Raw genomic sequence first — 24,368 nt, 5'->3', positions numbered from 1 at the left:
TCCCCCATCTAATAGAGTTTCTCCAAGACTTCTTCATTTATGGCAAAGCAATGTTCGGCTGCAGGAAATGCTCCGCTCTCCACTTCTTCCTTGTACTGGCGGAGGGCCTCAAGTATGAGCGGGTTGAGGTTCGCGTATTTCTTAACGAACTTAGGCGTAAAACCCCCGTATAGCCCCAGCATGTCGTTGATAACCAGTACTTGACCGTCGCAACCGGGGCCCGCTCCTATGCCGATCGTGGGAACCGAAACTTCGGCGGTTATGCGTTCTGCCAAAGCCGCAGGCACACACTCGAGAACAATAGCAAAAACCCCTGCTGCTTCCAAGGCCTTGGCATCCCGCACCAGCTTTCTGGCAGTTTCCACATCTTTGCCCTGAACCTTAAATCCCCCGAACTGGTGCACGGACTGAGGGGTCAACCCGATGTGGCCCATGACCGGTATCTGGGCATCCAACACCGCCTTAATGGTCTCGACTCTTTCTTCGCCCCCTTCCAGCTTAACCGCTTGCGCCCCCCCTTCTTGAATGAACCGGCCCGCATTCCGGACCGCCTCTGGGATGCTTATGTGGTAAGATAAAAACGGCATATCTCCCACCAACAAGCTGTTCTTCGTGCCCCTGGCAACTGCCCGGGTATGGTGGATCATATCGTCCATGGTTACCGGAAGAGTCGTTTCATAACCCAACACTACATTGCCTAACGAATCCCCCACAAGAATCACGTCGATTCCGGCCTGATCGACCATAACTGCGGTCGAGTAATCGTAAGCCGTCAACATGGTGATTTTTTCTTTCCTGGCTTTTTTCTCCCTCAACAAGGTAGTAGTAACACGCGACACATTATCCACTCCTTATTGTAATTAAGGCCTGACCCTACGAATCAGCTGCCTAGCAGGTTCTTCAAGGTCAAGGCAGTCTCTTCGTCTATCGTTCCTTTAGCCCGGGCCACGTCAACTGTGTGGTAGCCAACGACCCGGTAAAACCCGAGCCATTCCGGCATCATCTCGCGAATAGAGTCCAGATGGCGGGTAACCGTTGCCACATCCCCGCGAGCGATCGGCCCGGTCAACGCCCCGGGAATCCCAATATTTACAATATTGTTAACTGTTCCCTCGATAAGAGGCGACAAAGCCCTATAGGCGGACTCCCTGGGTATCCCAGCTTGTTCCATAAGCTGGAGCCCGAAGTCAACCAATGTCACCAGATAATTCGATACCACGCAGGCGCTCGCATGGTACAAAGGCTTGGCCTTCTTATCGATGAAGAAAAACTCACCTCCTAGCGTTTTCACCACTTCAGCCGCCAGCTCGAAACCCCTTTCGTCCCCTTCAATACTGAAAACCGAACCCGGCAGGTTCTGCAATGCCCTTTCGACACTGGCAAACGACTGCACGGGATGAACAGATAAGGTAATCGCTCCCTGTTCGCGGGCGGCCCATAAAACGTCCGAACTAAGGGCTCCGCTCATATGAGCTACGAACTGCCCCTCCCTAAAACCCCCTTCCTTTGCGATTCCCCGTACCACCCCTTCAATTGCCGAGTCCGAGGTGGTCACTAAGACAACATCTGCCGAGCGAGAAACCTCCGTGGGGCTAGACCCGATCCGGGCTCCTACTTCTTGGGCCAAAAACCGAGTAGACTCGGGACGTAAATCATATACCCCCGTAACCTCCCAGCCTTGCCGCGAAAGAATAACCCCCATCGCGGTTCCTACCACTCCCGCCCCGATAATGCCGACCCTTTTTTTCACTAATTTTAAACCCCCTCGATGTCCGTCTGGAAAGCCCGGGCCCGCTGGCTTCCCAACCGTTCCTAACGTCTCGCTCCCACATCTCACAAGAGGATACGAGCATTTGACAGTAAAGACGAGGTCTCTGGCGGGAGATACCGTGTTCTTTTCAACCGTTCTCGATGTTTCGTTGACTCATTTTATCACAGGTGAGTTTTTTTATACAACCGGTTTCCTGGTTTTTGACAAGATTTTCCCAAACTTTCTGAAGCGGCAATCTGCCGGGCAAAACAAGACCAGGCGCGATCTCGAGCAAGGGGATTATCACAAAGCCCCGCTCGTGCAAACGGGGATGCGGTACCGTAAGCCTGTCCGTATTTATAACCCGATCATCGATTAGGAGAATGTCGATGTCGATGGTCCTCGGTCCCCAACGTTCCTGCCGCACGCGCCCCATCCGTTCTTCGATTAATAAGACCGTGTCGAGCAAGGACAAAGGCTCTAGCCCGGTTTCAACAGCGAGCACTTGGTTTACAAACCAATCCTGATCGGTTTTGCCCCAGGGTTCGGTCAGGTAGAAGGATGATGCCTTTACAACCCTGATTTCGGCCGTTTCCTCCAGCCGGTGCCGGGCTGTTTTGAGATTCTGACATTTATCCCCCACGTTGGATCCGAGGGAAAGGTATACCATGCCTCTTACCCCCTGATCGTCTACCCTGATCTGCGCCGGTAAATGCAGACAGCCACATAATCTAACTTGCCGGGCATAGGCGCCCGTGGTTTTTTTACGGTGATCTCTACAGCTTCTGCCGAGTACTCTTCGATGATGCTCCGGGCCACGTTTTCAGCCAAGGTCTCGATTAGGTTGACCTGCGTTCCTTCCACTGCTTGCCGTATCGTTTCGTACACCGCCGCATAGTCCACCGTCGCTTCGAGACAATCGGCTGCCGCCGCAGGTCGCGTATCAAGGTACAGCACCGCGTCGACGAAAAAGGGCTGTTGTTCCCGCTTCTCCTCAGGCAGTACCCCGTGGCAGCCCCAGAACTCCATCCCCACCAGCATAAGCCTGTCCATCATATGTTTCCCTCCCTAAACCAAGGGGACGGTTCCTGCCGGTTATTTTCGGAAAATAAACCACAGGAACCGTCCCCTTGCTTTACTTGACTGCGTCGGCGATGGTTGCCACGCGCTTGGTTGCTTCAACATCGTGCACCCTGACAATATCGGCTCCGTTTAGGATACCGATGACCGCTGCTGCCAAGCTGCCCTCCAGTCTTTCCCCGACCGGAAGGTTTAAGGCCGCACCTATAAAAGATTTGCGCGACACCCCCAAGAGCAAGGGATACCCCAGGCTCTTGAACTCCCGCAGCCGCTTCAGTATCACGAAGTTTTCTTCGCCGATCTTGCCGAATCCCACCCCAGGGTCTATGATGATGTTCTTTTTCGGAATCCCCGCCTGCTCGGCCCGTTCTAAAGACACCTGAAGGTCTTCTATCATCTCGTCTATGAGATTTCGGTAACCTTCAGGTGGCCGGTTAGGCATGCGGTTGTGCATAACCACCACCGGGGCCTGGAGTTCGGCTACCACCTGTGCCATCTCGGAGTCAAACAGCAAGCCCCCCACATCGTTGATGATGCCGGCACCCGCTTCCAGGCAGGCACGGGCTACGGTAGCGCGGTAAGTATCCACCGAGATCGGGATGTTTATCCGGCCAGCCAGGGCTTCGACCACAGGCAAGACCCGGGCCAGTTCTTCTTCGGGCGGAATAGGAGCATGTCCAGGCCGGGTCGACATACCCCCGATATCCAAGATGTCGGCCCCTTCTTCTTCTATAGCCAGCGCTCTTTCAACGGCGGCTGCGAACGAGTAATAATGCCCTCCGTCCGAGAAAGAATCAGGGGTCACGTTCAGAATCCCCATTACAAGCGTACGCTGCCCCAAAACCAGTTCCTGCCCCCGGGGCAACTGCATCACGGTCGGACCGGTTCCCTCGATATTTTTCAACATCTCGCTCAATTCGTCGGCGATCTTCTTTAACCCAAAGGGCTGCATCCGGAGCTTCTTGATGAGCCGCTGGTACTGTTTTACGGTTCCTAGTAAGAGCACGTCGGTAGTTCCCTGTCCCGAAACCGTGCCCCTCTTCACAGCTGCTTCGCCGCCCTTGGAGAGCATCTCCTGCTTGATTATGTTGGCTGCCGGGCAAGGGATGTCTTTGAGTTTGACCGCTCTGAAAACCGCCTTGGTCTTCATCCATCGCACCCCAGCCTCGTCGGCCCCGACTTCTCTCAGGAACTGCTCTGCCTCGCGCTGGTCTTGGATGAACACGACATGGTCTCCTTTCATGCTATTCCCCCTCGTCATGAACAAAAAGCCGGGCAACAGCCACCACTTTGCCCAGCCCGGCTTCTCAGTACGCCAGCATGTCGTGCCCGATTTCTTTGTTCTGATACTTTAAGCAGCGGTGTCGGTCCTCGCACAGAAAACAGATTCGAGACAGGTTGTCAGCCCGATACAGGCGTTCCCCCAAAAAACTCATATCCCTGCTGATGTTCCGGTGCTCGTAAATGGCCCGGGCTATAACCTCGACTTCGTTGTCGTTGAAGAAAGCCCGCGGCAATATCTCGTGGGCTATCTCCGCTCCGATGCTGGCGTGATCCTGGGCGGTCTGGTACTGTTTCCACTTGGCAATGTCGTGGAGAAGCCCTGCAGCGTAGATGACCTCTTTGGCGGCCAGTTTTCCTGACAACTTGGCCTCCTGAATAAAATACTCCAAGTCATGGTGTTCCAATATCAAAATATACGTGATTCTGGCTACATCGATCATGTGCCTGAGATCGTGCTTGCAGTACTTCTCGTCTTCTTCTAGGTTGACATTTTTTTCGATATGCTCCATGTATAAGGGATCCTTCAGCAGCAGTTCGACCCTTTTCAAATCCCAATCCCCCTCATGTCCACCTTTTTGTTGTCTAATATTATATGATATGCTCTAGTTTCCTTCACTCATGAAATCAAAACAGGCCGTAAATTCTGCCGTCAGCGTCTATGTCGATGTTAAACGCCGCCGGGGCCCGCGATAGTCCGGGCATGGTAAGGATATTGCCCATGAGCGGCACCACGAACCCGGCTCCGGCTGACAGGCGAACCTCTCGCACGGTTACTTCGAAGCCTTGGGGCCGTCCCAAGAGCGAGGGGTTGTCGCTTAAGGAATACTGGGTCTTGGCCACGCAGACAGGAAGGTCAGAGTACCCGAGGGTTTCTATCTCGACCAGGGTTCTTTCTGCCGCGGGTTCGTACTTGACCCCTTGCGCCCCGTAGATCTTGGTAGCGATACGCTCGATCTTGGTCTTTATAGGCTCGTTCAAGTCATAAAGAAATGAGAATCGCGACGTTTCCTGGCAGGCAGCCATGACTTCCCGCGCCAGATCGACCCCTCCCTGCCCGCCGTCAGCCCAAACTGTGGCCAGAGCAAACCTGGCTCCCATCTCGCGGCACCGCTCTTCTAACAATTTGATCTCGGCGTCGGTATCGGTAGGGAACCGATTCAGAGCAACTACGCTGGGAATCCCGAAAAGCTTTACGTTTTCTATGTGTTTGGCCAAATTGGCAAATCCCTTGTCGAGCGCGGCTAAGTCCTCCTGGTGACAGAGAGAACGGGGACGGCCCCCGTGCATCTTGAGAGCCCTCAGAGAAGCCACGATGACTACCGCATCCGGGCTCCGCCCAAGCCTCCGGCACTTGATGTCGAAGAATTTTTCAGCCCCTAGGTCGGCGCCGAACCCGGCTTCGGTGACCAGATAGTCTCCCAATTTTAACCCGAGCCTGGTGGCAATCACGCTGGAGCATCCGTGTGCGATATTGGCAAATGGTCCCCCGTGGATCAAAGCCGGGGTGTGCTCCAAGGTCTGCACCAGGTTCGGTTTGACCGCGTCTTTGAGAAGCACGGTCATCGACCCGACAGCCTTAATATCTTCCGCGGTCACCGGGCGGCCTTCGCGGGTAAAGGCCACGATTATCCGTTTCAGTCTTGCTTTCAGCTCCATGAGGTCATCGCACAGACATAGACAGGCCATGACCTCGGAAGCCACCGTGATGTCGAACCCGGTTTCCCGGGGCAACCCGTGGGCCTTCCCTCCCAGCCCCACGATAACGTGGCGCAGGAAGCGGTCGTTCAAATCGACTACCCGCGGCCACACCATGCGATGCGGGTCTATATCCAGGGGGTTGTCGAAGTAGACGCTGTTGTCTAAAAGGTCCGCGGCCAGGTTATGCGCGGCCCCTACGGCGTGGATGTCGCCGGTAAAGTGCAAGTTGATGTCTTCCATGGGCACGACCTGGGAATAACCGCCCCCGGTGGCCCCGCCTTTGACCCCGAAGCAGGGACCAAGCGACGGCTCGCGTAGAGCTATTATGGCCTTGGCCCCTAGCCGGTTTAGGGCCTGTCCCAACCCTATGGTAACTGTGGTCTTCCCTTCTCCGGCAGGGGTGGGGGTGATGGCTGTTACCAAGATGAGCTTGCCCTCGGGTTTGTCTTGCAGGCGTTTCAGTATTTCGAGAGATAATTTAGCCTTGTAGCGTCCGTACGGTTCTATCTCGTCCGGCATTATACCCGTTCGGTCCGCTATGGATTCAATCGGCTCCAGCCGGGCTTCCTGGGCGATCTCTACGTCCGTCTTCATTCGTTCAACCCCCTCTTTACTCAATAGCTTGAGCCACCAATTAGCACAGATTAGCATGAGATGCAGATTAACGCGAAGCCACTTGTATCAATACAAGTCTGCCTCAAAAATCGATTGGCGGAAAAAGTGTCAGCCAGCTCGCTCCAAGACTCCTCGGTTAGCAACACATGGGCTCTCTTCGGTGCGATCCGGCACTCAGGGCAAACCTGTTATGCAAATTAGCCCGTTAGAGGAAGGTGCTCCTAATGCGGACTGGTCCTGAGTGCCGGATTCGTCAAACGTCGCTTCGCCCGGCTAACGCTCCTACCCGGTCACATTTTCATTCTCTAGCGGTGACACCGACAGGTGTCGTGAGAGCCTGCGACCATCTGTGTTCATCAGTGGTTTCAACATAATTCTACTTAAAATATCCACTTATCGAGGGAACGCTGGTATTCCACGAGTTCGTCGGGGCGGAAGAATATCTCTATCTCCCTGGCTGCTGATTCGGGAGAGTCGGATCCGTGGATGATGTTCTTAGAAATGTAAATGCCGAAGTCGCCCCGGATGGTCCCCGGTTCGGCTTCGAGCGGGTTGGTTTTACCCATCAGTTTGCGGACAGATTCGATCACTCCATTGCCTTCCCAGACCATGGCCACTACGGGACTGGAAGTAATAAAATCGACCAGTTCTTGAAAAAACGGCTTCCCCCGGTGCTCGGCGTAGTGACGCTCGGCCATGGCTTGAGACAACTTCAGCATCTTCAATCCTACAAGCTTGAACCCTTTAGCTTCGATGCGCCCGATTATCTCCCCTACTAAACCTCTTTCCACCCCGTCTGGCTTTACCATCACAAAGGTGCGCTCCACGTCGAGACCTCCTTCGGTTGAGAATAGGTTCCGGCCAGGCCTTGTAATCTAGGCCCGACCGGTCATTATGGCTTCGAACTCGTCGCCTTCGAGCACTTCTTTTTCCATCAGTTTCTCCGCTACCTTGTGAAGTTTGTCGATATTTTGAGTTAGAATATCCTTGGCTTTTTCGTAACAGTTTTCGATAAACCCGCGGGCTTCCTGGTCTATGGCGTAGGCTATGGCTTCAGAGTAATTCCGGTCCCGGGCTATGTCCCGCCCCAAGAATACCTCCTCCCGCTTGTGCCCAAAAGTCAAGGGCCCCAATTCTTCTGACATCCCGTATTCGGTAATCATCCTCCTGACAATAGAAGTAGCCCGCTCCAGGTCGTTTTGGGCCCCGGTGCTGACCTCCTGGAGAACCAGGCTTTCCGCCACCCGCCCTCCGAGCAAGGTAGTAACCTCATCCAAGAGACGCGATTTGGTTACGTAGTTGATATCTTCTTCTGGCAGCAACAGGGTATACCCTCCGGCCCTTCCCCGCGGGATAATCGATATCTTGTGCACCTTGTCGGTGTTGGGAAGGAAATAGCTCACCACCGCATGCCCTGCTTCGTGGTAGGCAACCAGCCGTTTTTCCTTCTCGGAAATAACCCGGGACTTCTTTTCAGGGCCGGCGATCACCCGTTCGATGGCATCCTCCAGTTCCTCCATGGTTATCTCTTTTTTGTTGCGCCGGGCTGACAGCAGAGCGGCCTCGTTCATGACATTGGCCAAGTCGGCTCCCGTAAATCCGGGAGTTCGTTTGGCGATGACGGACATATCAACACCCGGAGCCAGAGGCTTGCCTTCGGCATGCACTTTGAGGATGGCTTCCCGCCCTTTAACGTCAGGGCGGTCGATGACTATATGGCGGTCAAACCTCCCCGGTCGCAGCAGGGCCGGGTCCAGGATGTCTGGCCGGTTGGTACCCGCCATGACGATTATCCCTTCATTAGTGCTAAAGCCATCCATCTCAACCAGCAGCTGGTTCAAGGTCTGCTCGCGCTCGTCGTGTCCTCCGCCTACTCCTGCTCCGCGCTGCCGCCCCACCGCATCTATCTCGTCGATGAACACGATGCAAGGAGCGTTCTTTTTGGCGTTCTCAAAGAGGTCCCTGACCCGAGCTGCCCCCACTCCCACGAACATTTCCACGAAATCGGACCCGCTGATAGAAAAAAAGGGCACACCCGCCTCCCCCGCCACCGCTCTGGCCATCAAGGTCTTGCCTGTGCCGGGAGGCCCGTAAAGGAGCACCCCTTTGGGGATCTTGGCCCCCATTTGAATGAACTTCTGCGGATTTTTAAGGAACTCGATAACCTCCTGAAGCTCTTCCTTGGCCTCATCGGCCCCAGCTACATCTTTAAACGTGACCTTGACCTCTTCCGGCGTCGTCATGCGGGCCCGGCTGCGCCCAAACTGCATGACCCGGTTACCTCCGCCCTGAGTCTGGTTCATCATTAGGAAGATAAAACCGACAAGAATAGCTATGGGCAAAAGAGTGCTCAAAAGTCCGGTCCACCAGGGAGGCCCTTTAGCTTTTTCGGTGTCATAGGCCACGTTATGAGCCCTCAGGTGTTCAAAAATATTGTCTTCTTTGGGAGCCTCGGTCCGAAAGGTTTTGCCGTCTTTGTATTTACCTTCTATTATATAAACATCGGTATCAACCGTTATCATTACCTGGTCGATCTTGTCCTGCGCCACATCTCGATAAAAGGTGCTGTAGTCGACGTCTTGGGTCGGTTTTTCCGATTCAGATGTGGCCTTGATGGCAAAAACGGCTAGCAGGACAATTACCGCATAGATTGCAAAATTCTTCAGTACCCTGTCCAACTGTTACATCCCTCCCCTCAGTCGAAGAAAGTCTTAGACATTTTAGCATAATCACAACTACCTTTTCAATGAGTCTGCTTTTTCCGGATTTCGACTACTAACACCCGCTTGGTAGTGTCATCAATTACAGCTCGCTCGTCCAGTCGGTACCCGATGACCCAGTATATCTCATCTTCACAAGCTAAAATCCCGACCCGATCGCGCTGTTCTACCGGCACTTTGCAGTCCACTAAGAAGTCCTGGAGCTTCTTGGTTCCACCTAGACCTAGCGGTCGAAAACGATCCCCAGGCCGCCGAGACCTAACTTCCAGGGGCTTTTTGAGTTTATCCCAGTCCAGGCACACAGAATCCCAAGACGGCCATACGTCTTCCCTTTTTCTCAAGTAGCACACGAGTTCGGCTCTTATCTCCTCAATATAAGTCTTGCCCGGGATTTCAAGGAAATACCGGAAGGGACGAGTTTTTTCCCGTCCAACCCTGACGATAATTCTCCCGTAACTCTTGTTCGCCCAGATATTCTTTCCCACACAGATGTGTTTGTCCGATCCCGCCTTTTGGGCGAGTTCCAACACCGACTGCACGTCCTTCATTTCCCAGCCCTGTTCTCCCCCCAGTTGTTTTAGAGCTAGAAGGATGACCCGACGCTGCACGGCTACAGGTAATACCTGCATCGTCTCTAAGTTCAGGACCAAGCCTCCTTGGTCCGGTCGGGCTATTTCTTTAAAAGCCTTGACCGCCATTTCTTCCAGTACCATATCTTCATCCCTGGCCACGGTCGCAAGTTGACACAGACTCGCTACTATGTTGGGATTGTACTCTTTCTCTAACAGGGGGATAAGCTGGTGACGGATGCGATTGCGAAGGTAGTCCCAATCGTAGTTGCTGGCATCCAAGCAGTAGTCCAGCCGGTTCTCTTCAAGGTAGGACATTATGTCAGTCCTGGTCACTGTTAAGAAAGGTCGAATAAGAATACCTCTCCTGGGGCTCATGCCTCCCAACCCTTTCAGTCCCGAGCCCCTTAACAGGTGCATGAGTACGGTTTCAGCCTGGTCGCCCATGTGATGGGCAGTGGCCACTTTGTCGGCCTTCAGTTCCTCCGCCACCCGGATGAAAAAAGCGTAACGTGCTTGCCTACCTGCTTCCTCCACCGACCTCCTGCCAGCTCGAGCTTCTTCCCGCACTTTCGCCCTGTCGACTGTACACCCCAGGCCTAGAGACTTGGCCAGTTCCCTAACAAACACCTCTTCCTCCTCGGCCTCCGGACGCAAGCCGTGGTTTAGGTGGGCAGCGTGAATCGAAAACCCCTCTTCTTTCCCCAAGAGATGCAGCAGATGCAGGAGAGCCACCGAATCCGGCCCCCCCGAAACCCCCACCACCACAAGCTCACCAGGACTGATAAGATTATGTTGCATGATAAACTGCCTTACTTTACGGAGCACTGCACCACCTCTAAACAAATGTCCCGCCTTCAAGTTTATTATCTCAAACTTCGAGCCAAATAAAAAGCCGCAAGCCCGTGTAAACGAGCTATACGGCGATTGATGGACGTTGATTATCTGTCAGGCCCAGACCTTACATGACTCTCGTCCGAGTCACCACTGGAGAATGAAAATGCGCCTGGAGAACCGAGTTTTCATACTCTAATGGTGACACTTGCCAGTGTCGTTTGGGTCTGCATCTCAAAAACATCAGGGTAAATCTGTGCAAGATCTGTGTTCATCTGTGGCTCTAACTTCCTTTCACGCCGTCGATACGGGCTACCAGAACCGTCATGTCGTCAGTTGGCTGGCCCCGGGCGCGGTCCAAAGCCCGGTTGATTATGAGGTCAGATATCCTTTGGGGATCCGTTTCTTCCATCTCGGACAATAAACGGTGCAACCAGATGTCTCGGTCTTCGCGTCCCCGCGGGGAATCGAGCACTCCGTCCGTCACCATAATTATGATGTCCCCGGCCCGGAGAGCCCTTTTTTCGGACACGGTTTCAATATTATTTAGAATGCCTATAGGAGGCGTGCTTGATGTCACGACCCCGACCTTGGCACCCCTTTTTATGAAACTGGGGGCACTTCCGATTTTCACGAAGTCTGCTTCCGCCGAATACAGGTCGATCATGCACAGATCGACGGTGGCGAAGGTCTCACTCGGTGAGCGCAGGAGGAGCACGGAGTTTATGGTCTTAAGGGCCACATCTTTCGCAAACCCACCGGTTAGCAATTCCTCAAGGAGGTTGACCACTGCCCTGCTTTCCATAAACGCCCTCTTGCCCACGCCCATGCCGTCACTGAGAACCAGAAGCTCTTTACCCTCCTTCAGCGTGGCCACGGTGAAACTGTCGCCCGATACCCTCTCCTTGGCAAGTTGGGCCGCTCCGGTAACCACCCGGTAGCTGTATGCCTTGCTCAGAGTGAATTCACACCTGCCTTTCCCCATCTGGCGAGGGCACTGTTTTTCGCAGACTCCGTAGGTTTCTCCCATAAGTAAAGAGATGGTCGGGGCCAGTGTATCGCAGGTCGCCCCATCCGTGCAGGAAGTGGCGACAATTCGGAAATATACTTGATTATCCGGTGTTATGAACGGGGCAGCATCGTGTACCTTGATTCCCAGCTTTCTCGTCTCCTTCAGCAAGCGAGTACGTAGTTCCTGGTCCACTTTGGTTCTTAGGTCGATTTCACCGGCCAGGTTCTTTATGATGTCCGAAATCCCTCGCAACTGGTTGGATACAAGCTCTTTGGACTCGAGGAGTTTGCCTTCCCAGTATTCCGCTACCCGCAGGTGTTCGAACACCTGGTTGATTCTGGATGCGAGGTCCCGACACTTGAGGCAGCGCTTGCGCAGGCTCGGCGGGAACTCCTCGCTGTCAACCTTGCCCCGGGATTCGGCCAGGCTGAATACCTCAAACAGGTTCTTGTAAGTTCTGTAAAAGTCCTGATCCCAGCAAGTAGCGTACAGAGCGCAACTTTTGCAGAATCCCTGTGAAATCTCGTCGAAGAGAATGTTCAGATAATTTCTTTCTGCTTTGGAAACCGCTTGGGGTTCGGTGGTTTCTGCCAAGGCTAAAGAGAGTTCCTCAAATATGCGGCTCAGTCGATTCACCCTCTCCCTCGCAAGCTCCTGAACATATTCGTCTACCAGAGCCGCGTCTTCCTTGTCGGCTTTGTTCATAAACCCTTCAACCATTTGCACGGGAACTCTTTCCCTGAGAGATTCGGGTAATAGCAAGAAGAGCACAGAAGCTACCCCGGTTTCCCAAACCCCAACCACCGCTTGACGCGTGTCCACCATGTAAACCGAAAGTAACAAACTGCCTAGCATGAACCCTATTATCACCCCGAGACGGGTAAAGTTCCGGAAAAGTCCGGCTACCAGACCTGATATCGCGTATATCCCGAACATTTCTGGGAAGATTTGACTAGACATAGCCGGCACTATTCCTGCCAACACCCCCGCCATGGTACCGCCCCCACTACCCCAGAGAAAGGCTGCGGTCAATATCCCCAAACGGCTCAATATGCTGGTAAGACTCATATGAAAAAAGGTCGCTCCGGTTAGCCCCAGGATAAGGCCAACGGCCAAAATGCTGAAAGCGGTAATATCCTCGAAATGGAATTCCCAAGCCGCCTTGTGCTCTGAAATCCCCTCTTCAGCTACTATGAACACAAAAGTCAGCACCCCGGCTATTAGGGACTCGAAGATAATAATCATCTCTTGGTAGAATGAAGGCTCCTGTACACACAGGAAGGCGCTCTTGCTTACTAACAGTATCGATGCGGTGAGTACCGGCAAGGTTATGGCCCGTTTTCCTTCGGGGAACCGGATATAGTTCATTACGGTTACCAATACTCCGGTAGCCACCGCGTTACTCCAGAGCAAGTAACCTCCTGGACCTGTAAGAAGGCCGAGAAATGAGAACAAGACTATGCCTAGATTGCGTATGGGATGTTTACGGTAGAAGGCAGCGATAAAAGCGAAGCCAAAAGGCAGGATTTCTCCCAGTATCAAGGCCCGGCTAAGGATGAACACGACTGCCCAAACCATCAGGTTTTCCCAGGTAAGGACATCGGCCCAGGCTTGCCTGTCCCTCAAAACGAGCAGGATCCGGGTCAAAAACCCCTTGGGCCGCCACCGCATAGTCGGCTGAACCTTCCGGAGGAATAAAGCCCTTCGTTTCTTATTCCTGCGGGTTTTGCGACCTTCGTCCGCCAGGCGATGATACGGGTACACCTCGAGCCTGTCCACTTCTTTCCCTCCCTGCCCTGGTTTATCAGATACATTATACCGTTACGGCATGGTAATATTTGTCATTTGCGGGGAAGGCGGGTAATTTTTGATTAGCCACAGATAGACACAGATTGCCACTGATTTACACAGATTCTTAATTATTTATTGTTTGAAAGACATAAGCGTCGGTTGTTAATCAACCGGAAACTGCTGGCCAGGTTCTTAATCGTCCGGCCTTCAGGTCTTCGGCAACTGTACTCGTGAAAACCCCATGGTGTAGAAAAACTGTGAATTACAATGTCCGGAAACCACGTAGTCGCGAGTCTGTGACTCCCATGCGCAGAGTTCTAAGCCGCTGCTTGGTCCATGCCCAACTGTGCACATCTGTGCTAATCTGTGTCCATCCGTGGCTAAAAAAAAAGAGCCTGTCGTGGTGACAGGCTCTTTTCGTTCCGCTGTTTATAAGAACTTCTTGTTCTTCGGATGGTAGTGGGTGTGCAGGAGTTCGTGGGACTTGTGTCCCAGAGGCTCGTGCAGGAATTCTTCGTAGAGTATCTTGACTTCGGGGTTTTCGTGCGACTTGCGTATCGGTAAAGACTCGTCTTCAACGTAAATGGAATCGATACGCTCAGCCCGCTTGGCGTTGGTCTTGGTCAGCGGTTGACCGCCACCGCCTATGCAGCCGCCGGGGCAGGCCATGATCTCGATGAAGTGGTAGGGAGACTGTCCAGCCCGTACCTGGTCCATCAGCTTCCTGGCATTGGCCAGCCCGTGGCCGATAGCCACCTTGACCTTGGTGCCGTCGAGGTCTATCTCGGCTTCCTTGATTCCTTCCATACCACGGGCAAAAGTGAAGTTCACATCCTCCAAAGTCTTCCCGGTTACTACCTCGTAAACTGTACGGAGAGCCGCCTCCATAACACCGCCGGTAGCGCCGAATATAACTGCCGCACCGGTGTAGGCCCCCATCCAGGAATCGAACTTGCTCGGGGTCAGTGTCTTGAAGTCAATGCCAGCCATCCTGAACAAACGCCCTACTTCCCTGGTGGTAAGGACCAGGTCCACGTCGCGGTAGCCGCTGTCTTTCATCTCGGGACGCGAAGCCTCAAACTTCTTAGCAGTACAGGGCATGATGGATACCGAGTAGATCTTGGACGGGTCTATACCCATCTTCTGCGCCCAGTAAGTCTTAACCAAGGCCCCGAACATCTGCTGCGGCGACTTGCAGGTGGAAAGGTGTTCCAGAAGGTCTGGATAGAAAGTCTCACAGAAGTTGATCCAACCTGGGCTACAGGAAGTGAACATCGGCAGCTTCCCGCCTTCTTTGAGGCGTTTGAGAAGCTCGTTTCCTTCTTCCATTATAGTCAGGTCAGCCGTGAAATTGGTATGCAGGACATAATCAAAACCGATCTGCCTGAGCCCGGCTACGAATACCTCCATCGGCATCTCTCCGGTTGCCATGCCGACTTCTTCGCCGATAGCGGTTCTGACCGCCGGCGCGATCTGGGTAACCACGATCTTGTCCGGATCGGCTACTGCAGCCAGGAACTCGTCGATTTGTTCTTTTTCGCTGATAGCACCAACCGGGCACGCATGGATACACTGCCCACACATGACGCAGGGGCTTTCGATGAGGTCTTTACCCAACGAGGGCACAACCATAGCATGGTTGCCCCGGTTTTCGATACCCAACGCGTTAACGGTCTGGGTAACGCTGCAGGCCGAAATGCAGCGGCGGCAAAGCACGCACTTGTCGGGGTCCCGGACAATAGACGGAGTTGAGGTGTCCTTCGGCAACCCCCGTACCATCTGTTCAAACGGGTTGTCCCTGATGGCGTACTCTTCGGCCAGAGCTTGCAGTTCGCAGTTCTGATTCCGAATACAGCCCAGACAGTCCTGCGGGTGATGGGCCAGGATTAGCTCGAGTATCGTCTTCCTGGCTTCGATGACTTTGGGGCTGTGGGTCTTTATCACCATTCCGTCATAAACCGGCTGAGAGCATGCAGCTTGCAAGAGTCTTTGTCCTTCCACTTCGCACACACATATCCGGCAGTTGGCTTTTATCGCCTGGTCCGGATGATAGCACAGGGTAGGAACATGAACACCGGCTACTTGCGCTGCCTGCAATATGGTTGAGCCGTCAGGAACGGATACTTGGATACCGTCTATGGTTACATTAGCCATATCTTCATTTCACTCCTTCCTGCTCATCTTCCCTATTGTAACTTCGCATCGTAGTCGGCTCTGAAGTGCTTGATCGTGGTCAGGACCGGTGTCGGTGCGGCCTGCCCCAGCCCGCACAGGCAAGCTACAGACATCACTCGGCCGAGTCTTTCCATCAAGGCAACGTCTTTCGCTGTTCCTTGGCCCTTATTAACCTTGCTCATCAGCTTGTACATCCGCATGGTACCTTCCCGGCAAGGAGCGCACTTGCCGCAGGACTCGTGTTCAAAGAACTTGGCGATCCTCTCGACCACATCAACGATGTCGCGGGTCTCGTCCATGACCAAGACCGCGCCTGAGCCCAGAGTCGCACCGATAGCAGCCATAGAGTCGAAATCAATCGGGGTGTCGAGTAACGATTCAGGGATAAATCCGCCAGAGGTACCACCAATCTGTACCGCCTTAAACTTCTTGCCGCCCGGTATGCCGCCTCCGAAGCCGTAGACGACCTCGCGAATGGTAGTATTGGTCGGTACTTCGATGAACTTCTTGTTTACCACGTCGCCCGTCAGGGTCAGAACCTTGGTTCCGGGATAGCTGGGAGCTCCCAGGCTGGCGTACCAGTCTGCCCCCTTCTCCAAAATGATTGCAATATTGGCGAACGTTTCCACGTTATTCACGATAGAAGGCTTACCCCACAAACCGCTGACCGGCGGGAACGGTGGCTTATAACGCGGCTCTCCGCGGCTACCTTCTATAGACTCGATCAGAGCCGTCTCTTCACCGCACACATAGGCTCCTGCTCCCATGCGCACCTCAATGTCAAATTCTCCTAATACCCCTTTGGCTTTAGCCTGGGCGATTGCTGTATTGAGGATATCTACCACATACGGGTATTCACCCCGGCAGTATATATAACCTTTGTTAGCGCCGATAGCATATCCGCAAATAGCCATCCCTTCTAAGACGCTGTGAGGATCGCTTTCCATGATTATGCGGTCTTTGTAAGTTCCGGGTTCTCCTTCGTCTGCGTTACAGATGACATACTTCTGGTCAGCCTGAGCCTGGTAGGCGAACATCCATTTCTGTCCGGCATTGAACCCGGCGCCCCCGCGACCCCTCAGGCCTGACTTCTTCACTTCCTGTATTACATCCATTTGGCTCATGCTGCGGGCCTTTTCTAACGACTTATAACCCCCGGCGTTGATATAGTCATCGATATTAAGGGGGTTAATCTTGCCGTAGTTGCGCAGCACTACGCGCAGTTCCTCGGCCATCAGGAATTACCCTCCTTCCAGTTCTCTAGATTTGAAGCCAGTTACTTGTACTCGGCGAGGATTGCCGGGATCTTCTCGGGAGTAATGTCACCGTAGGGCTTGCCGTTGATGGTGATTACCGGCGTGGCTTGGCATTGACCTACGCACTCGGTAAACTCTAGGGTGAATTTGCCGTCCGGAGTGGTTTCTCCCATCTTGATACCCAACTCTTTCTCCAGTGCCGCTACTACTTGTGCTGCTCCGGCTATGTGGCAGGGAGCACTTTCACAAATACGGATGACGTTCTTGCCCCGAGTCTTAACGGAGAACATGGAATAGAAGGTTGCTACGCCGTACGCGTCTTTAACCGGAATGTTGAAAGCCTCAGCTGCAGCGATGATAGCCTCTTCGGGAATAAAGCTCTGCTCCTTCTGAATCGCGTGGTATGCCTCGATGATGCCTCCGGGTAGATCCTTATACTTTGCGATAATAGCTTTGTAGTCGACCATTCGTCCACCTCCTTTCCCTGACCTTTATATTTAGAATTCTTCTTCCAGGGTAAGTAATTCGTCAGAATGTGTATTCTCCATTCAAACCCGTATATCCCGCCCCCCTTATGGTTGCTGTTATACCCGGCGGACAAACACTAGCCTTTATGTACTTCGCTAACTTTTTCGGAATTCCTGCTCGTCGATTCATAGAAAATTATTTTGCCCTTGGCAAAGCCCGGGGAGCATGTTAAACTTTTAACAAGAAGTGTATATACCCTGACGACGAGGATGTTTCTGAGTCCAAGGGGCTTAATCGACACGATTCCTGCTAACGAGGAGCGGTCTGAGTTAAAGGGGAGGTGGGGAAAAGTGCGCCTTTATGAGCCTGCTTGGAAGGATTCCGGGTAGGCTTTTTTAATTTCACAGGGGAAATAGGGTGAAAGTTTTGGAAAACAAAAGACTGGGAGTAGTAGGCATCATAGTTGAGAACCGCGAATCGGTCCCGGCCATGAATCGGATCTTGAGTGACCACGCCGAGATCATCGTGGGCAGGATGGGGTTGCCCTACCGGGAACGCGAGGTTTCCGTACTCGCCCTGATCGTGGACGGCTCAACCGATGAAATTGGGGCCATGACTGGGAAATTGGGGAAGCTGCAGGGGGTAAAGGTGAAAAGTGCCCTGGCCAGTAAATAAGCCGCAGTCAATAAGCCACAGATTTACACTGATTTAACACTGATGTACACAGATTTAATTTCGACGCTGATTGATGTAACTTGCCAAAATAACCAAGCTGAGGTAGTTTGGGATGAATCAGGAGGAATGTTAACCAGTCGAGAACCCGGTATTCAATCCATGATTGCCGATATGGATAGTCTAACAATCCCAACCGAGTGTCTGGTGAAAGACGGAAAGCAGAGCGAATAACGAATAATTTTGACAATAGTAGTGTTTGCTTTCACGAGCGGCGACACCACTACAAGGGTCATTTAATATTCTTCTCAGCCGGTGTCAATATCAGTAATCATCAGTGAGCATCTGTGTTCATCTGTGGCTAACTAAAGGGGAAGAAATGGTCTTATGCGTCGTATCGATGGCATTATAGCTAAGTACTTGGATACAGGTCGTTTGTCCAAGGAAGAAATAGAATTCCTGCTCGGGTTGGAAGATGAAGCAGACCTGCAAAAGCTGTTTGCTCTGGCTAACAAAGTAAGAGAACGCTTCGTGGGCAACGAGGTTCACCTGCGGGGGATCATCGAGTTTTCGAACTACTGCTCACGGGCCTGTCTTTACTGCGGAATCAGCCGTCACAACCGCCATCTCAGCCGTTATCGTATGGACGTAGAAGAGATCCTCGAGGCCGCGAAGGAAGCTGTGGGCATGGGGTTCAAGACCATTGTGCTGCAGTCGGGAGAAGACCCTTTTTACTCAACGTCGACGATAACCAGGTTAGTCTCGCAGATTAAGGCAATGGATGTCGCAGTTACGTTAAGCGTAGGGGAAAGAAGGCGGGAAGATTACGCAGCCTGGAAAGAAGCAGGAGCGGACCGTTACCTCTTGAAATTCGAGACCTCGGACCCGGATCTATACCGGCGATTGCGGCCAGGATGTTCTATGGCCCAAAGGCTCCAGTGTTTGACTTACCTGAAAGACCTCGATTACGAGGTAGGCTCAGGCATCATGGTCGGCCTTCCCGGGCAGACCTTGTCCAGCATGGCCGACGATATCCTTCTCATGAGGAAACTGCAGCTGTCGATGGTAGGAATCGGGCCCTTTATCCCGCACCCTGCCACTCCCCTGGCTTCAGCCCAAGCGGGTACCGCATCCTTAACCCTAAAAGTTTTAGCCGTAACCAGGCTCATGTTGCCATGGGCTAATCTCCCCTCCACCACCGCCCTAGGGTCAGTAGATAGGGAAGGGCGGCGTGAAGGACTGCTAGCGGGGGCTAATGTCTTGATGCTAAACGTGACTCCCCTCAAGTACCGCCGGTTATACGAGATCTATCCCGCCAAGGCAGAGGTTGAGGATGACCCGACTGCCCTTAAAGCCGCAGCCGTGGAACTCGTAACACGGCTGGGAAGGCGGGTATCATCTGGATACGGTGAAGGGCCCAAAGCTATGGGAATTGCGAATTCAGAATTAAGAATGAAGAGTTAAGAGTTCGGGAATTGAAAAGTCTAGGTGAGGAGATGAGGAGAAATGGCGTATCAGGCCGTTGATTTTATTAATGAAGAAGAGATCTGGTCGTTATTGGAGGCTGGGAAAAGGTTTGGGCAGGAAGATATCCGGCAAATGATTGAAAAAGCCCGGGAAGCAAAAGGGTTGGAGCCGGTGGAAGTTGCTGCCCTCATCCAGGTCGAGGACCCCGAGCTGTTGCAAGAAATGTACGCGGCGGCCCGCGAGATCAAAGAAAAGATTTACGGCAAGCGTTTGGTGTTCTTTGCTCCCTTATACATCAGCAACTACTGCATCAACGACTGCGTTTACTGCGGCTATCACCGCTCCAATAAGAACCTGACCCGGCGCAAGCTGACTATCGATGAAATAGCAGAGGAGGTACGCATCCTCGAACAGATGGGGCACAAGCGCATAGCCTTAGAAACCGGGGAGCATCCGGTTGAGTGTCCTATCGAATACGTGGTAGAAGCGATGCAAACCATATACAGCGTGAGAGAAGCGAACGGCAATATACGCAGGATCAACGTGAATATCGCTGCCACCACCGTAGAGAATTATCGCAAGCTGAAAGAAGCAGGTATCGGTACCTACGTGCTGTTCCAGGAAACGTATCACCACGAAACTTACGCCAAAATGCACCCCAGCGGCCCCAAATCCGACTACCTCTATCACTTGACTGCTATGGACCGGGCTATGCAAGGTGGCTGCGATGACGTGGGTTTAGGCGTGTTGTTTGGTCTTTTCGACTACCGGTTTGAAGTAATGGGATTCTTAATGCACGCCCGTCACCTGGATGAAACTTTCGGCGTAGGGCCTCATACTTTGTCCTTCCCGCGCCTGCGCCCGGCAGATGGCGTTTCCCTGGATAACTTCCCTTACCTGGTTTCAGACGACGATTTCCGCAAGATCATCGCGGTCATGCGCATGGCGGTTCCTTATACCGGCATGATCCTGTCTACTCGCGAAGCCCCCGGATACCGAGATGAGTTGTTCGAACTCGGTATTTCCCAGATAAGTGCCGGTTCATGCACCGGGGTAGGAGGTTACAGAGAAGAAATAGAAGGGAAAACCTGCAATACTGCACAATTCGAAGTCGCTGACGAACGTGGCCCCGATGAGTTGATCCGCAGCCTCTGTGTAAGCGGCTACATTCCCAGCTACTGTACCGCCTGCTACCGCAGCGGCCGGACCGGAGATCGTTTCATGGCCCTGGCGAAAACCGGACAAATCGGCAATGTTTGCCAACCCAACGCCATACTGACCTTTAAGGAATACTTGGAAGACTACGCTTCTCCCGAGACCAAGGAAATCGGGGAGAAGACTATTCAAGAACATCTAGGATACATCAAGAGCGACAAGGTCAGGGAAAAGACTATTGAAAGACTGGCGATGATTGAGGCCGGAGCGCGGGATTTATACTTTTAGACACCAGGGGAAGCCCCTGCCAATCGCCATATAATCCCTTCCAAGAGATCGCTCTCGCTGACGATTATTTCATCTTTGCCGAGCCCGTCCATTATAACGAGAACGATAAGCACTCCCTTGACCACGATATCCGCCCGTTCCGGCTGCAGTCCCGGCAGCCGGCGGCGGAGGTTAAGGGGCATGCCTTCCAGCATCTGATACAGGTCCTCTACCTCCTGGTATGTCAGTTTCTGGCCGTGAACCAGGTCCGGATCGTATTCGGCCAGCCCCTTCTTTATGGCAACCAGAGTAGTAGGAGTACCGCCAGTCAAAACCAGTGGATTTTTTCGAAACCTGGGAGCCAGGGCAAGCACCTCCTCAAGTGCTGCCCGGATTTGTTCTCTCGACCAGTCGCCTTCGGTTGCCTTGACTGCTCCTACCTTTACGCTTTTGATAACCGGAGACTGGCCTGCATAGATAAATTCTGTACTTCCAGCCCCCAGGTCCGCTACCAGGGGCAACTCGGGGAAGTTCAGGCTTCGGACCACACCTTCCCACGCGAGGCTAGCCTCTTCTTCCCCGCCTATTACCTCTATAGAAAGGCCGGTTTCTTCTTCTGCCACCGCCAAAAAGTCTTCCCGGTTTACTGCTTCCCGAACCGCGCTGGTCGCAACTACCCTGTAGGCAGAAACCTGGTACCCGTGCATGATATCTCTGAAATTGAGGAGGCAATCGACCGTTCTCTTGATGGCTTTAGGATGAAGCCAACCGCTTTCCAGAAGCCCTTCTCCCAAACGGGTTGATGTTATCTTTTTCAGAATTGATACCAGCCTGCCCTCGATAACTTCGGCTATGAGGAGCCGACAGGAATTGGTGCCGATATCAGCTGCCGCAATCCTCAAAATGACCACCTCAAAGCAAAAAATAAAAAGACACTCGCTAACGAGTGTCGTTTTCTCGACAAAGTGCTAAGAATACCGGTTCCTTCTTCTCGTGTCACGCTTTAACTTAAGGGTCGCCAGTTTTTCATCACTTTCTTTTAAGAACTTGTTGATCTTGTCCTCCAGACTCATAGCTGCGGCCTCCCGACTTTGCCGTTCCTTTTCTTTGGCTTGCCGGACAGACAACCCTACTTTTCCGTTGTCGGCGACATTCAAAACCTTGACCTTGACCCTCTGCCCCTCCTGCAAGAAGTCTTTGACATCTTTCACATACGTGTCGGCAATCTCCGAAATATGGACTAACCCCACTTTGCCGTCCGGAAGCTCGACGAAGGCTCCAAACCTAGTAATGCCCTGTACCACTCCTTCCACAATCGCACCCGGAATAACTTCTTGTTGTTCGATAGGCATACGGATATATGGCCCCCCAATTCTATTTATGGTCTCATTTTACTAAGGTCTCGGGCCCTGTGTCAATATCATCATTGGCCCGAACCCTGTTCGGGGACCACCTTTACCATAACTTTCTCACCTGGTTTTACCATTCCCAATTGCTCCCGGGCCATTCTCTCAATTGCTTCATCGGTCTGGAGATCCCGCTCGAGCCTAGTCAGTTCCGCCTTTTTCTTTAAGAGCTCGGACTTTTGTTCCTGTAACGCCTGGATTTCACCCTTCATATCCCACAACATCTTCAACTGAGGTCCAAACACAAATGCGAAAAAGGCCAACACCAAAACCACTACGAACAGCTTTCTCCCCTTTTTGCCTTTAGACGGCTTAGCCCTGGTCTTTGTCTTTTGTCTCCTCCTCATCGTAAGCCCCCAAAATACCAAGAACTTCGCCCGGAATAACTATTACCACTTCATATCCTTTACTCTTGGCCCTGTTATAAAGAGTGCCAACCGTGCTGGTACTGATACCCAGGGTCCGGGCAATCGTTTCCGTGCTCTTTCCCATCTCCTTTAGCACAACTACCTGTCGCTCTCGGAAGCTCAGTCTCTCGGCTCCTCTTATCTCTATCTTCATCTTCGGCTGCCACCTAGTGTCCACATTTTTTCCACAGTCTGTGTATAAATTAATTACGTTTCTATTACATCATTCTTTAAGGAGGATTGATTTCCTCCCGATTAAAAAATTTTTTTGATTTTACTTCACCTCGTCGTCATCATCATGCTTCCTACGAAAGATTGCCGTGTACCAGGAACCCATTCGGCGACGGGTCCACGTCCAAGGATAACACACCGTCCGAAACAGCCAAGAACAGCCGTTTACCAACCCCTCTGCCATGGCGGACATGATTCTCTGAGTCCTTTTCCACAGGTACAAGCGGTAGGCTAATGCCCCCAAGAGCAAAGCTGCTAGAACATGGCCCCTCATCTCCCCGTGGTTTATTAAAAGCAGAGCCAAGAAAACGGGTATTACCATTAGCAGCCATATTAAGAGATCGAAAAAGTATAAGAAAAAGCGGCTCAGGCCCGCTTTCTTGATGATAACGTGATAGGCATGAAAGAACATCCCTACCAAGAGCCCCAGTCCGGCTGTCAACGCGAATTCGGTTATCTGGGACACGAGTATGTTCAATCCCGGGTCCCCCTTTCCAGGGTTCCTCAAAAAGCCAGCTCTGAGTTTTATCGCAACAGGCGGTCAAATACCCTGCGGCTTTTGTCTTTTAGCCTTTGGTGCTGAGGCCTGTACTCGAGGCTCGTAATCTTGTTTCCCTCAACCGACACGATACCCTGCTCCAGGTTAAGCTGGGTTATGTGCAAGTTCTCCCCGCGCAAGAACAATGGCCCCTGCACCGTGTCTAATACAATCTGGTTATCGTCAAAGCTGCCCACGTTGGTCACCCCGGTTAAACTGAGAAACTGGCAGTTGGTTAACGTGAGAGAGTGCTCAGCCACGTCTACCCCTCCTCGGCCTGTACTCATGACCAGTATATGTCGGCTCTTTCTCCGGTAGAACTCGGTCTCTTCCTCTACGCCGAATAAAAAATCGCCCCCGTTAAAGGGCGATTAAATTATGTACATCATGACTGCTCTATTGTTCGATACAACTGGGCTGCATCCGCAGCCCGGACCGATTCTTTTAGTTCCAGCACTTCGACCACCATTTTCCGAACTCCAAACTGGATGGTGATCACGTCTCCCGGTCGAACCTCGGTAGCAGGCTTGGCCACCCGGCCGTTAACCAGTACCCTCTCGTGATCCGCGAAATCTTTGGCTACCGTTCGGCGCTTGACCAGGCGTGAAACCTTGAGGAATTTGTCCAACCTCACTTATACAACCGCGTCCTTGAGAGCTTTGCCCGCCTTGAAAGCTGGTATCCGGGCAGCCGGTATTTCGATCTCTTCGCCCGTCTGGGGATTGCGTCCCTTTCTCGCCTGCCGCTCCCTCACTTCGAATGTACCAAACCCGACTAGCTGCACCTTGCTACCATCCTTAAGAGCTTCTTCTATGGTGGCAAAGAGAGTGTTGATGACCTTCTCTACGTCTTTCTTGGTCATGTTAGCCTTACTCGCCACTTTGGCAACCAAGTCCGTTTTGTTCAAGCCTATCCCCTCCTTTACTGTAAACTATATTGCCTATTCGCTATGAAAGCGTTCTTTCCTTCTTCC

General features: G+C 52.6%; 25 protein-coding genes. 3 read left to right on the top strand and 22 right to left on the bottom strand.

What is annotated here, in order from left to right; all coding sequences use genetic code 11:
* Positions 1–8 precede the first annotated feature (8 nt).
* The 14 genes from panB to nuoE form a co-directional block, all read right to left on the bottom strand.
* Positions 9–839, bottom strand: a complete 831-nt coding sequence (gene panB, locus SLIP_RS00700; RefSeq protein WP_013174340.1) for a 3-methyl-2-oxobutanoate hydroxymethyltransferase — start codon at positions 837–839, stop codon at positions 9–11.
* Positions 840–880: 41 nt separating this feature from the next.
* A complete protein-coding gene (locus tag SLIP_RS00695; RefSeq protein ID WP_423218571.1) occupies positions 881–1,837 on the bottom strand; it encodes a Rossmann-like and DUF2520 domain-containing protein in 957 nt (318 codons plus the stop codon).
* Positions 1,838–1,898: 61 nt separating this feature from the next.
* Positions 1,899–2,420, bottom strand: a complete 522-nt coding sequence (folK, locus tag SLIP_RS00690) for a 2-amino-4-hydroxy-6-hydroxymethyldihydropteridine diphosphokinase (RefSeq protein WP_013174338.1) — start codon at positions 2,418–2,420, stop codon at positions 1,899–1,901.
* A 20-nt stretch (positions 2,421–2,440) separates the two neighbouring features.
* Positions 2,441–2,806 (bottom strand): dihydroneopterin aldolase, encoded by a 366-nt coding sequence (gene folB, locus SLIP_RS00685; RefSeq protein ID WP_013174337.1) that lies wholly within the window; start codon positions 2,804–2,806, stop codon positions 2,441–2,443.
* Positions 2,807–2,885: 79 nt separating this feature from the next.
* Entirely contained in the window at positions 2,886–4,073 is a 1,188-nt protein-coding gene (gene folP / locus SLIP_RS00680; protein ID WP_013174336.1) for a dihydropteroate synthase, read from the bottom strand.
* Between the two features lie 64 nt (positions 4,074–4,137).
* On the bottom strand, positions 4,138–4,662 hold the full coding sequence (locus SLIP_RS00675; RefSeq protein ID WP_013174335.1) for an HD domain-containing protein: 525 nt from the start codon (positions 4,660–4,662) through the stop codon (positions 4,138–4,140).
* 76 nt (positions 4,663–4,738) lie between these two features.
* Positions 4,739–6,406: a formate--tetrahydrofolate ligase gene (locus tag SLIP_RS00670; RefSeq protein WP_013174334.1), complete on the bottom strand. Its 1,668-nt coding sequence runs from the start codon at positions 6,404–6,406 to the stop codon at positions 4,739–4,741.
* Positions 6,407–6,807: 401 nt separating this feature from the next.
* Positions 6,808–7,254 carry a nucleoside-diphosphate kinase gene (gene ndk / locus SLIP_RS00665; RefSeq protein ID WP_013174333.1) on the bottom strand — a complete coding sequence of 149 codons (447 nt, stop codon included), beginning with the start codon at positions 7,252–7,254 and terminating at the stop codon, positions 6,808–6,810.
* A 48-nt stretch (positions 7,255–7,302) separates the two neighbouring features.
* Positions 7,303–9,105, bottom strand: coding sequence for an ATP-dependent zinc metalloprotease FtsH (gene ftsH / locus SLIP_RS00660; protein WP_013174332.1), 1,803 nt, complete (start codon positions 9,103–9,105; stop codon positions 7,303–7,305).
* A 65-nt stretch (positions 9,106–9,170) separates the two neighbouring features.
* Positions 9,171–10,562 (bottom strand): tRNA lysidine(34) synthetase TilS, encoded by a 1,392-nt coding sequence (gene tilS, locus SLIP_RS00655; protein ID WP_013174331.1) that lies wholly within the window; start codon positions 10,560–10,562, stop codon positions 9,171–9,173.
* Between the two features lie 271 nt (positions 10,563–10,833).
* Complete coding sequence (gene spoIIE / locus SLIP_RS00650; RefSeq protein ID WP_013174330.1) at positions 10,834–13,341, bottom strand: stage II sporulation protein E; 2,508 nt, start codon at positions 13,339–13,341, stop codon at positions 10,834–10,836.
* A 441-nt stretch (positions 13,342–13,782) separates the two neighbouring features.
* Positions 13,783–15,507 carry an NADH-dependent [FeFe] hydrogenase, group A6 gene (locus SLIP_RS00645; RefSeq protein ID WP_013174329.1) on the bottom strand — a complete coding sequence of 575 codons (1,725 nt, stop codon included), beginning with the start codon at positions 15,505–15,507 and terminating at the stop codon, positions 13,783–13,785.
* A 32-nt stretch (positions 15,508–15,539) separates the two neighbouring features.
* The gene (gene nuoF, locus SLIP_RS00640) at positions 15,540–16,763 is read right to left on the bottom strand and encodes an NADH-quinone oxidoreductase subunit NuoF (protein WP_013174328.1); all 1,224 of its coding nucleotides are present in this window, start codon (positions 16,761–16,763) and stop codon (positions 15,540–15,542) included.
* Between the two features lie 41 nt (positions 16,764–16,804).
* Positions 16,805–17,251: an NADH-quinone oxidoreductase subunit NuoE gene (gene nuoE / locus SLIP_RS00635; protein WP_013174327.1), complete on the bottom strand. Its 447-nt coding sequence runs from the start codon at positions 17,249–17,251 to the stop codon at positions 16,805–16,807.
* 418 nt (positions 17,252–17,669) lie between these two features.
* Here nuoE and SLIP_RS00630 point away from each other — a divergent pair, with 418 nt between their 5' ends.
* The 3 genes from SLIP_RS00630 to hydG all read left to right on the top strand — a co-directional run bounded on the left by SLIP_RS00630 (position 17,670) and on the right by hydG (position 20,834).
* Positions 17,670–17,927 (top strand): TM1266 family iron-only hydrogenase system putative regulator, encoded by a 258-nt coding sequence (locus SLIP_RS00630; RefSeq protein ID WP_013174326.1) that lies wholly within the window; start codon positions 17,670–17,672, stop codon positions 17,925–17,927.
* A gap of 384 nt (positions 17,928–18,311) precedes the next feature.
* Positions 18,312–19,388, top strand: coding sequence for a [FeFe] hydrogenase H-cluster radical SAM maturase HydE (gene hydE / locus SLIP_RS00625; protein ID WP_013174325.1), 1,077 nt, complete (start codon positions 18,312–18,314; stop codon positions 19,386–19,388).
* Between the two features lie 42 nt (positions 19,389–19,430).
* Positions 19,431–20,834, top strand: coding sequence for a [FeFe] hydrogenase H-cluster radical SAM maturase HydG (gene hydG / locus SLIP_RS00620; RefSeq protein ID WP_013174324.1), 1,404 nt, complete (start codon positions 19,431–19,433; stop codon positions 20,832–20,834).
* On the opposite strand, the gene SLIP_RS00615 is transcribed toward hydG, so the two are convergent.
* The 8 genes from SLIP_RS00615 to SLIP_RS00580 all read right to left on the bottom strand — a co-directional run bounded on the left by SLIP_RS00615 (position 20,831) and on the right by SLIP_RS00580 (position 24,302).
* Complete coding sequence (locus SLIP_RS00615) at positions 20,831–21,715, bottom strand: Ppx/GppA phosphatase family protein (protein WP_013174323.1); 885 nt, start codon at positions 21,713–21,715, stop codon at positions 20,831–20,833. The two genes, hydG and SLIP_RS00615, sit on opposite strands and share 4 nt — an antisense overlap.
* A gap of 66 nt (positions 21,716–21,781) precedes the next feature.
* Positions 21,782–22,165 carry a S1 RNA-binding domain-containing protein gene (locus SLIP_RS00610; protein ID WP_013174322.1) on the bottom strand — a complete coding sequence of 128 codons (384 nt, stop codon included), beginning with the start codon at positions 22,163–22,165 and terminating at the stop codon, positions 21,782–21,784.
* Positions 22,166–22,236: 71 nt separating this feature from the next.
* Entirely contained in the window at positions 22,237–22,566 is a 330-nt protein-coding gene (locus tag SLIP_RS00605; protein WP_013174321.1) for an FtsB family cell division protein, read from the bottom strand.
* Entirely contained in the window at positions 22,532–22,780 is a 249-nt protein-coding gene (locus tag SLIP_RS00600; RefSeq protein ID WP_013174320.1) for a helix-turn-helix transcriptional regulator, read from the bottom strand. Before SLIP_RS00600 ends, SLIP_RS00605 begins: the two co-directional genes overlap by 35 nt.
* 120 nt (positions 22,781–22,900) lie before the next feature.
* On the bottom strand, positions 22,901–23,335 hold the full coding sequence (gene yabQ / locus SLIP_RS00595) for a spore cortex biosynthesis protein YabQ (RefSeq protein WP_013174319.1): 435 nt from the start codon (positions 23,333–23,335) through the stop codon (positions 22,901–22,903).
* Between the two features lie 47 nt (positions 23,336–23,382).
* Positions 23,383–23,655, bottom strand: a complete 273-nt coding sequence (gene yabP, locus SLIP_RS00590; RefSeq protein ID WP_013174318.1) for a sporulation protein YabP — start codon at positions 23,653–23,655, stop codon at positions 23,383–23,385.
* 125 nt (positions 23,656–23,780) lie between these two features.
* Positions 23,781–24,029, bottom strand: coding sequence for an RNA-binding S4 domain-containing protein (locus SLIP_RS00585; RefSeq protein ID WP_013174317.1), 249 nt, complete (start codon positions 24,027–24,029; stop codon positions 23,781–23,783).
* Positions 24,030–24,302: an HU family DNA-binding protein gene (locus tag SLIP_RS00580; protein ID WP_013174316.1), complete on the bottom strand. Its 273-nt coding sequence runs from the start codon at positions 24,300–24,302 to the stop codon at positions 24,030–24,032. It lies immediately after the preceding gene.
* Positions 24,303–24,368: the final 66 nt, after the last annotated feature.

The sequence above is a fragment of the Syntrophothermus lipocalidus DSM 12680 genome, assembly GCF_000092405.1.
GTDB classification, from domain to species: domain Bacteria; phylum Bacillota; class Syntrophomonadia; order Syntrophomonadales; family Syntrophothermaceae; genus Syntrophothermus; species Syntrophothermus lipocalidus.
Note: the sequence above shows the minus strand (reverse complement) of the source record. Positions and strands in the feature narration are given on the sequence as shown.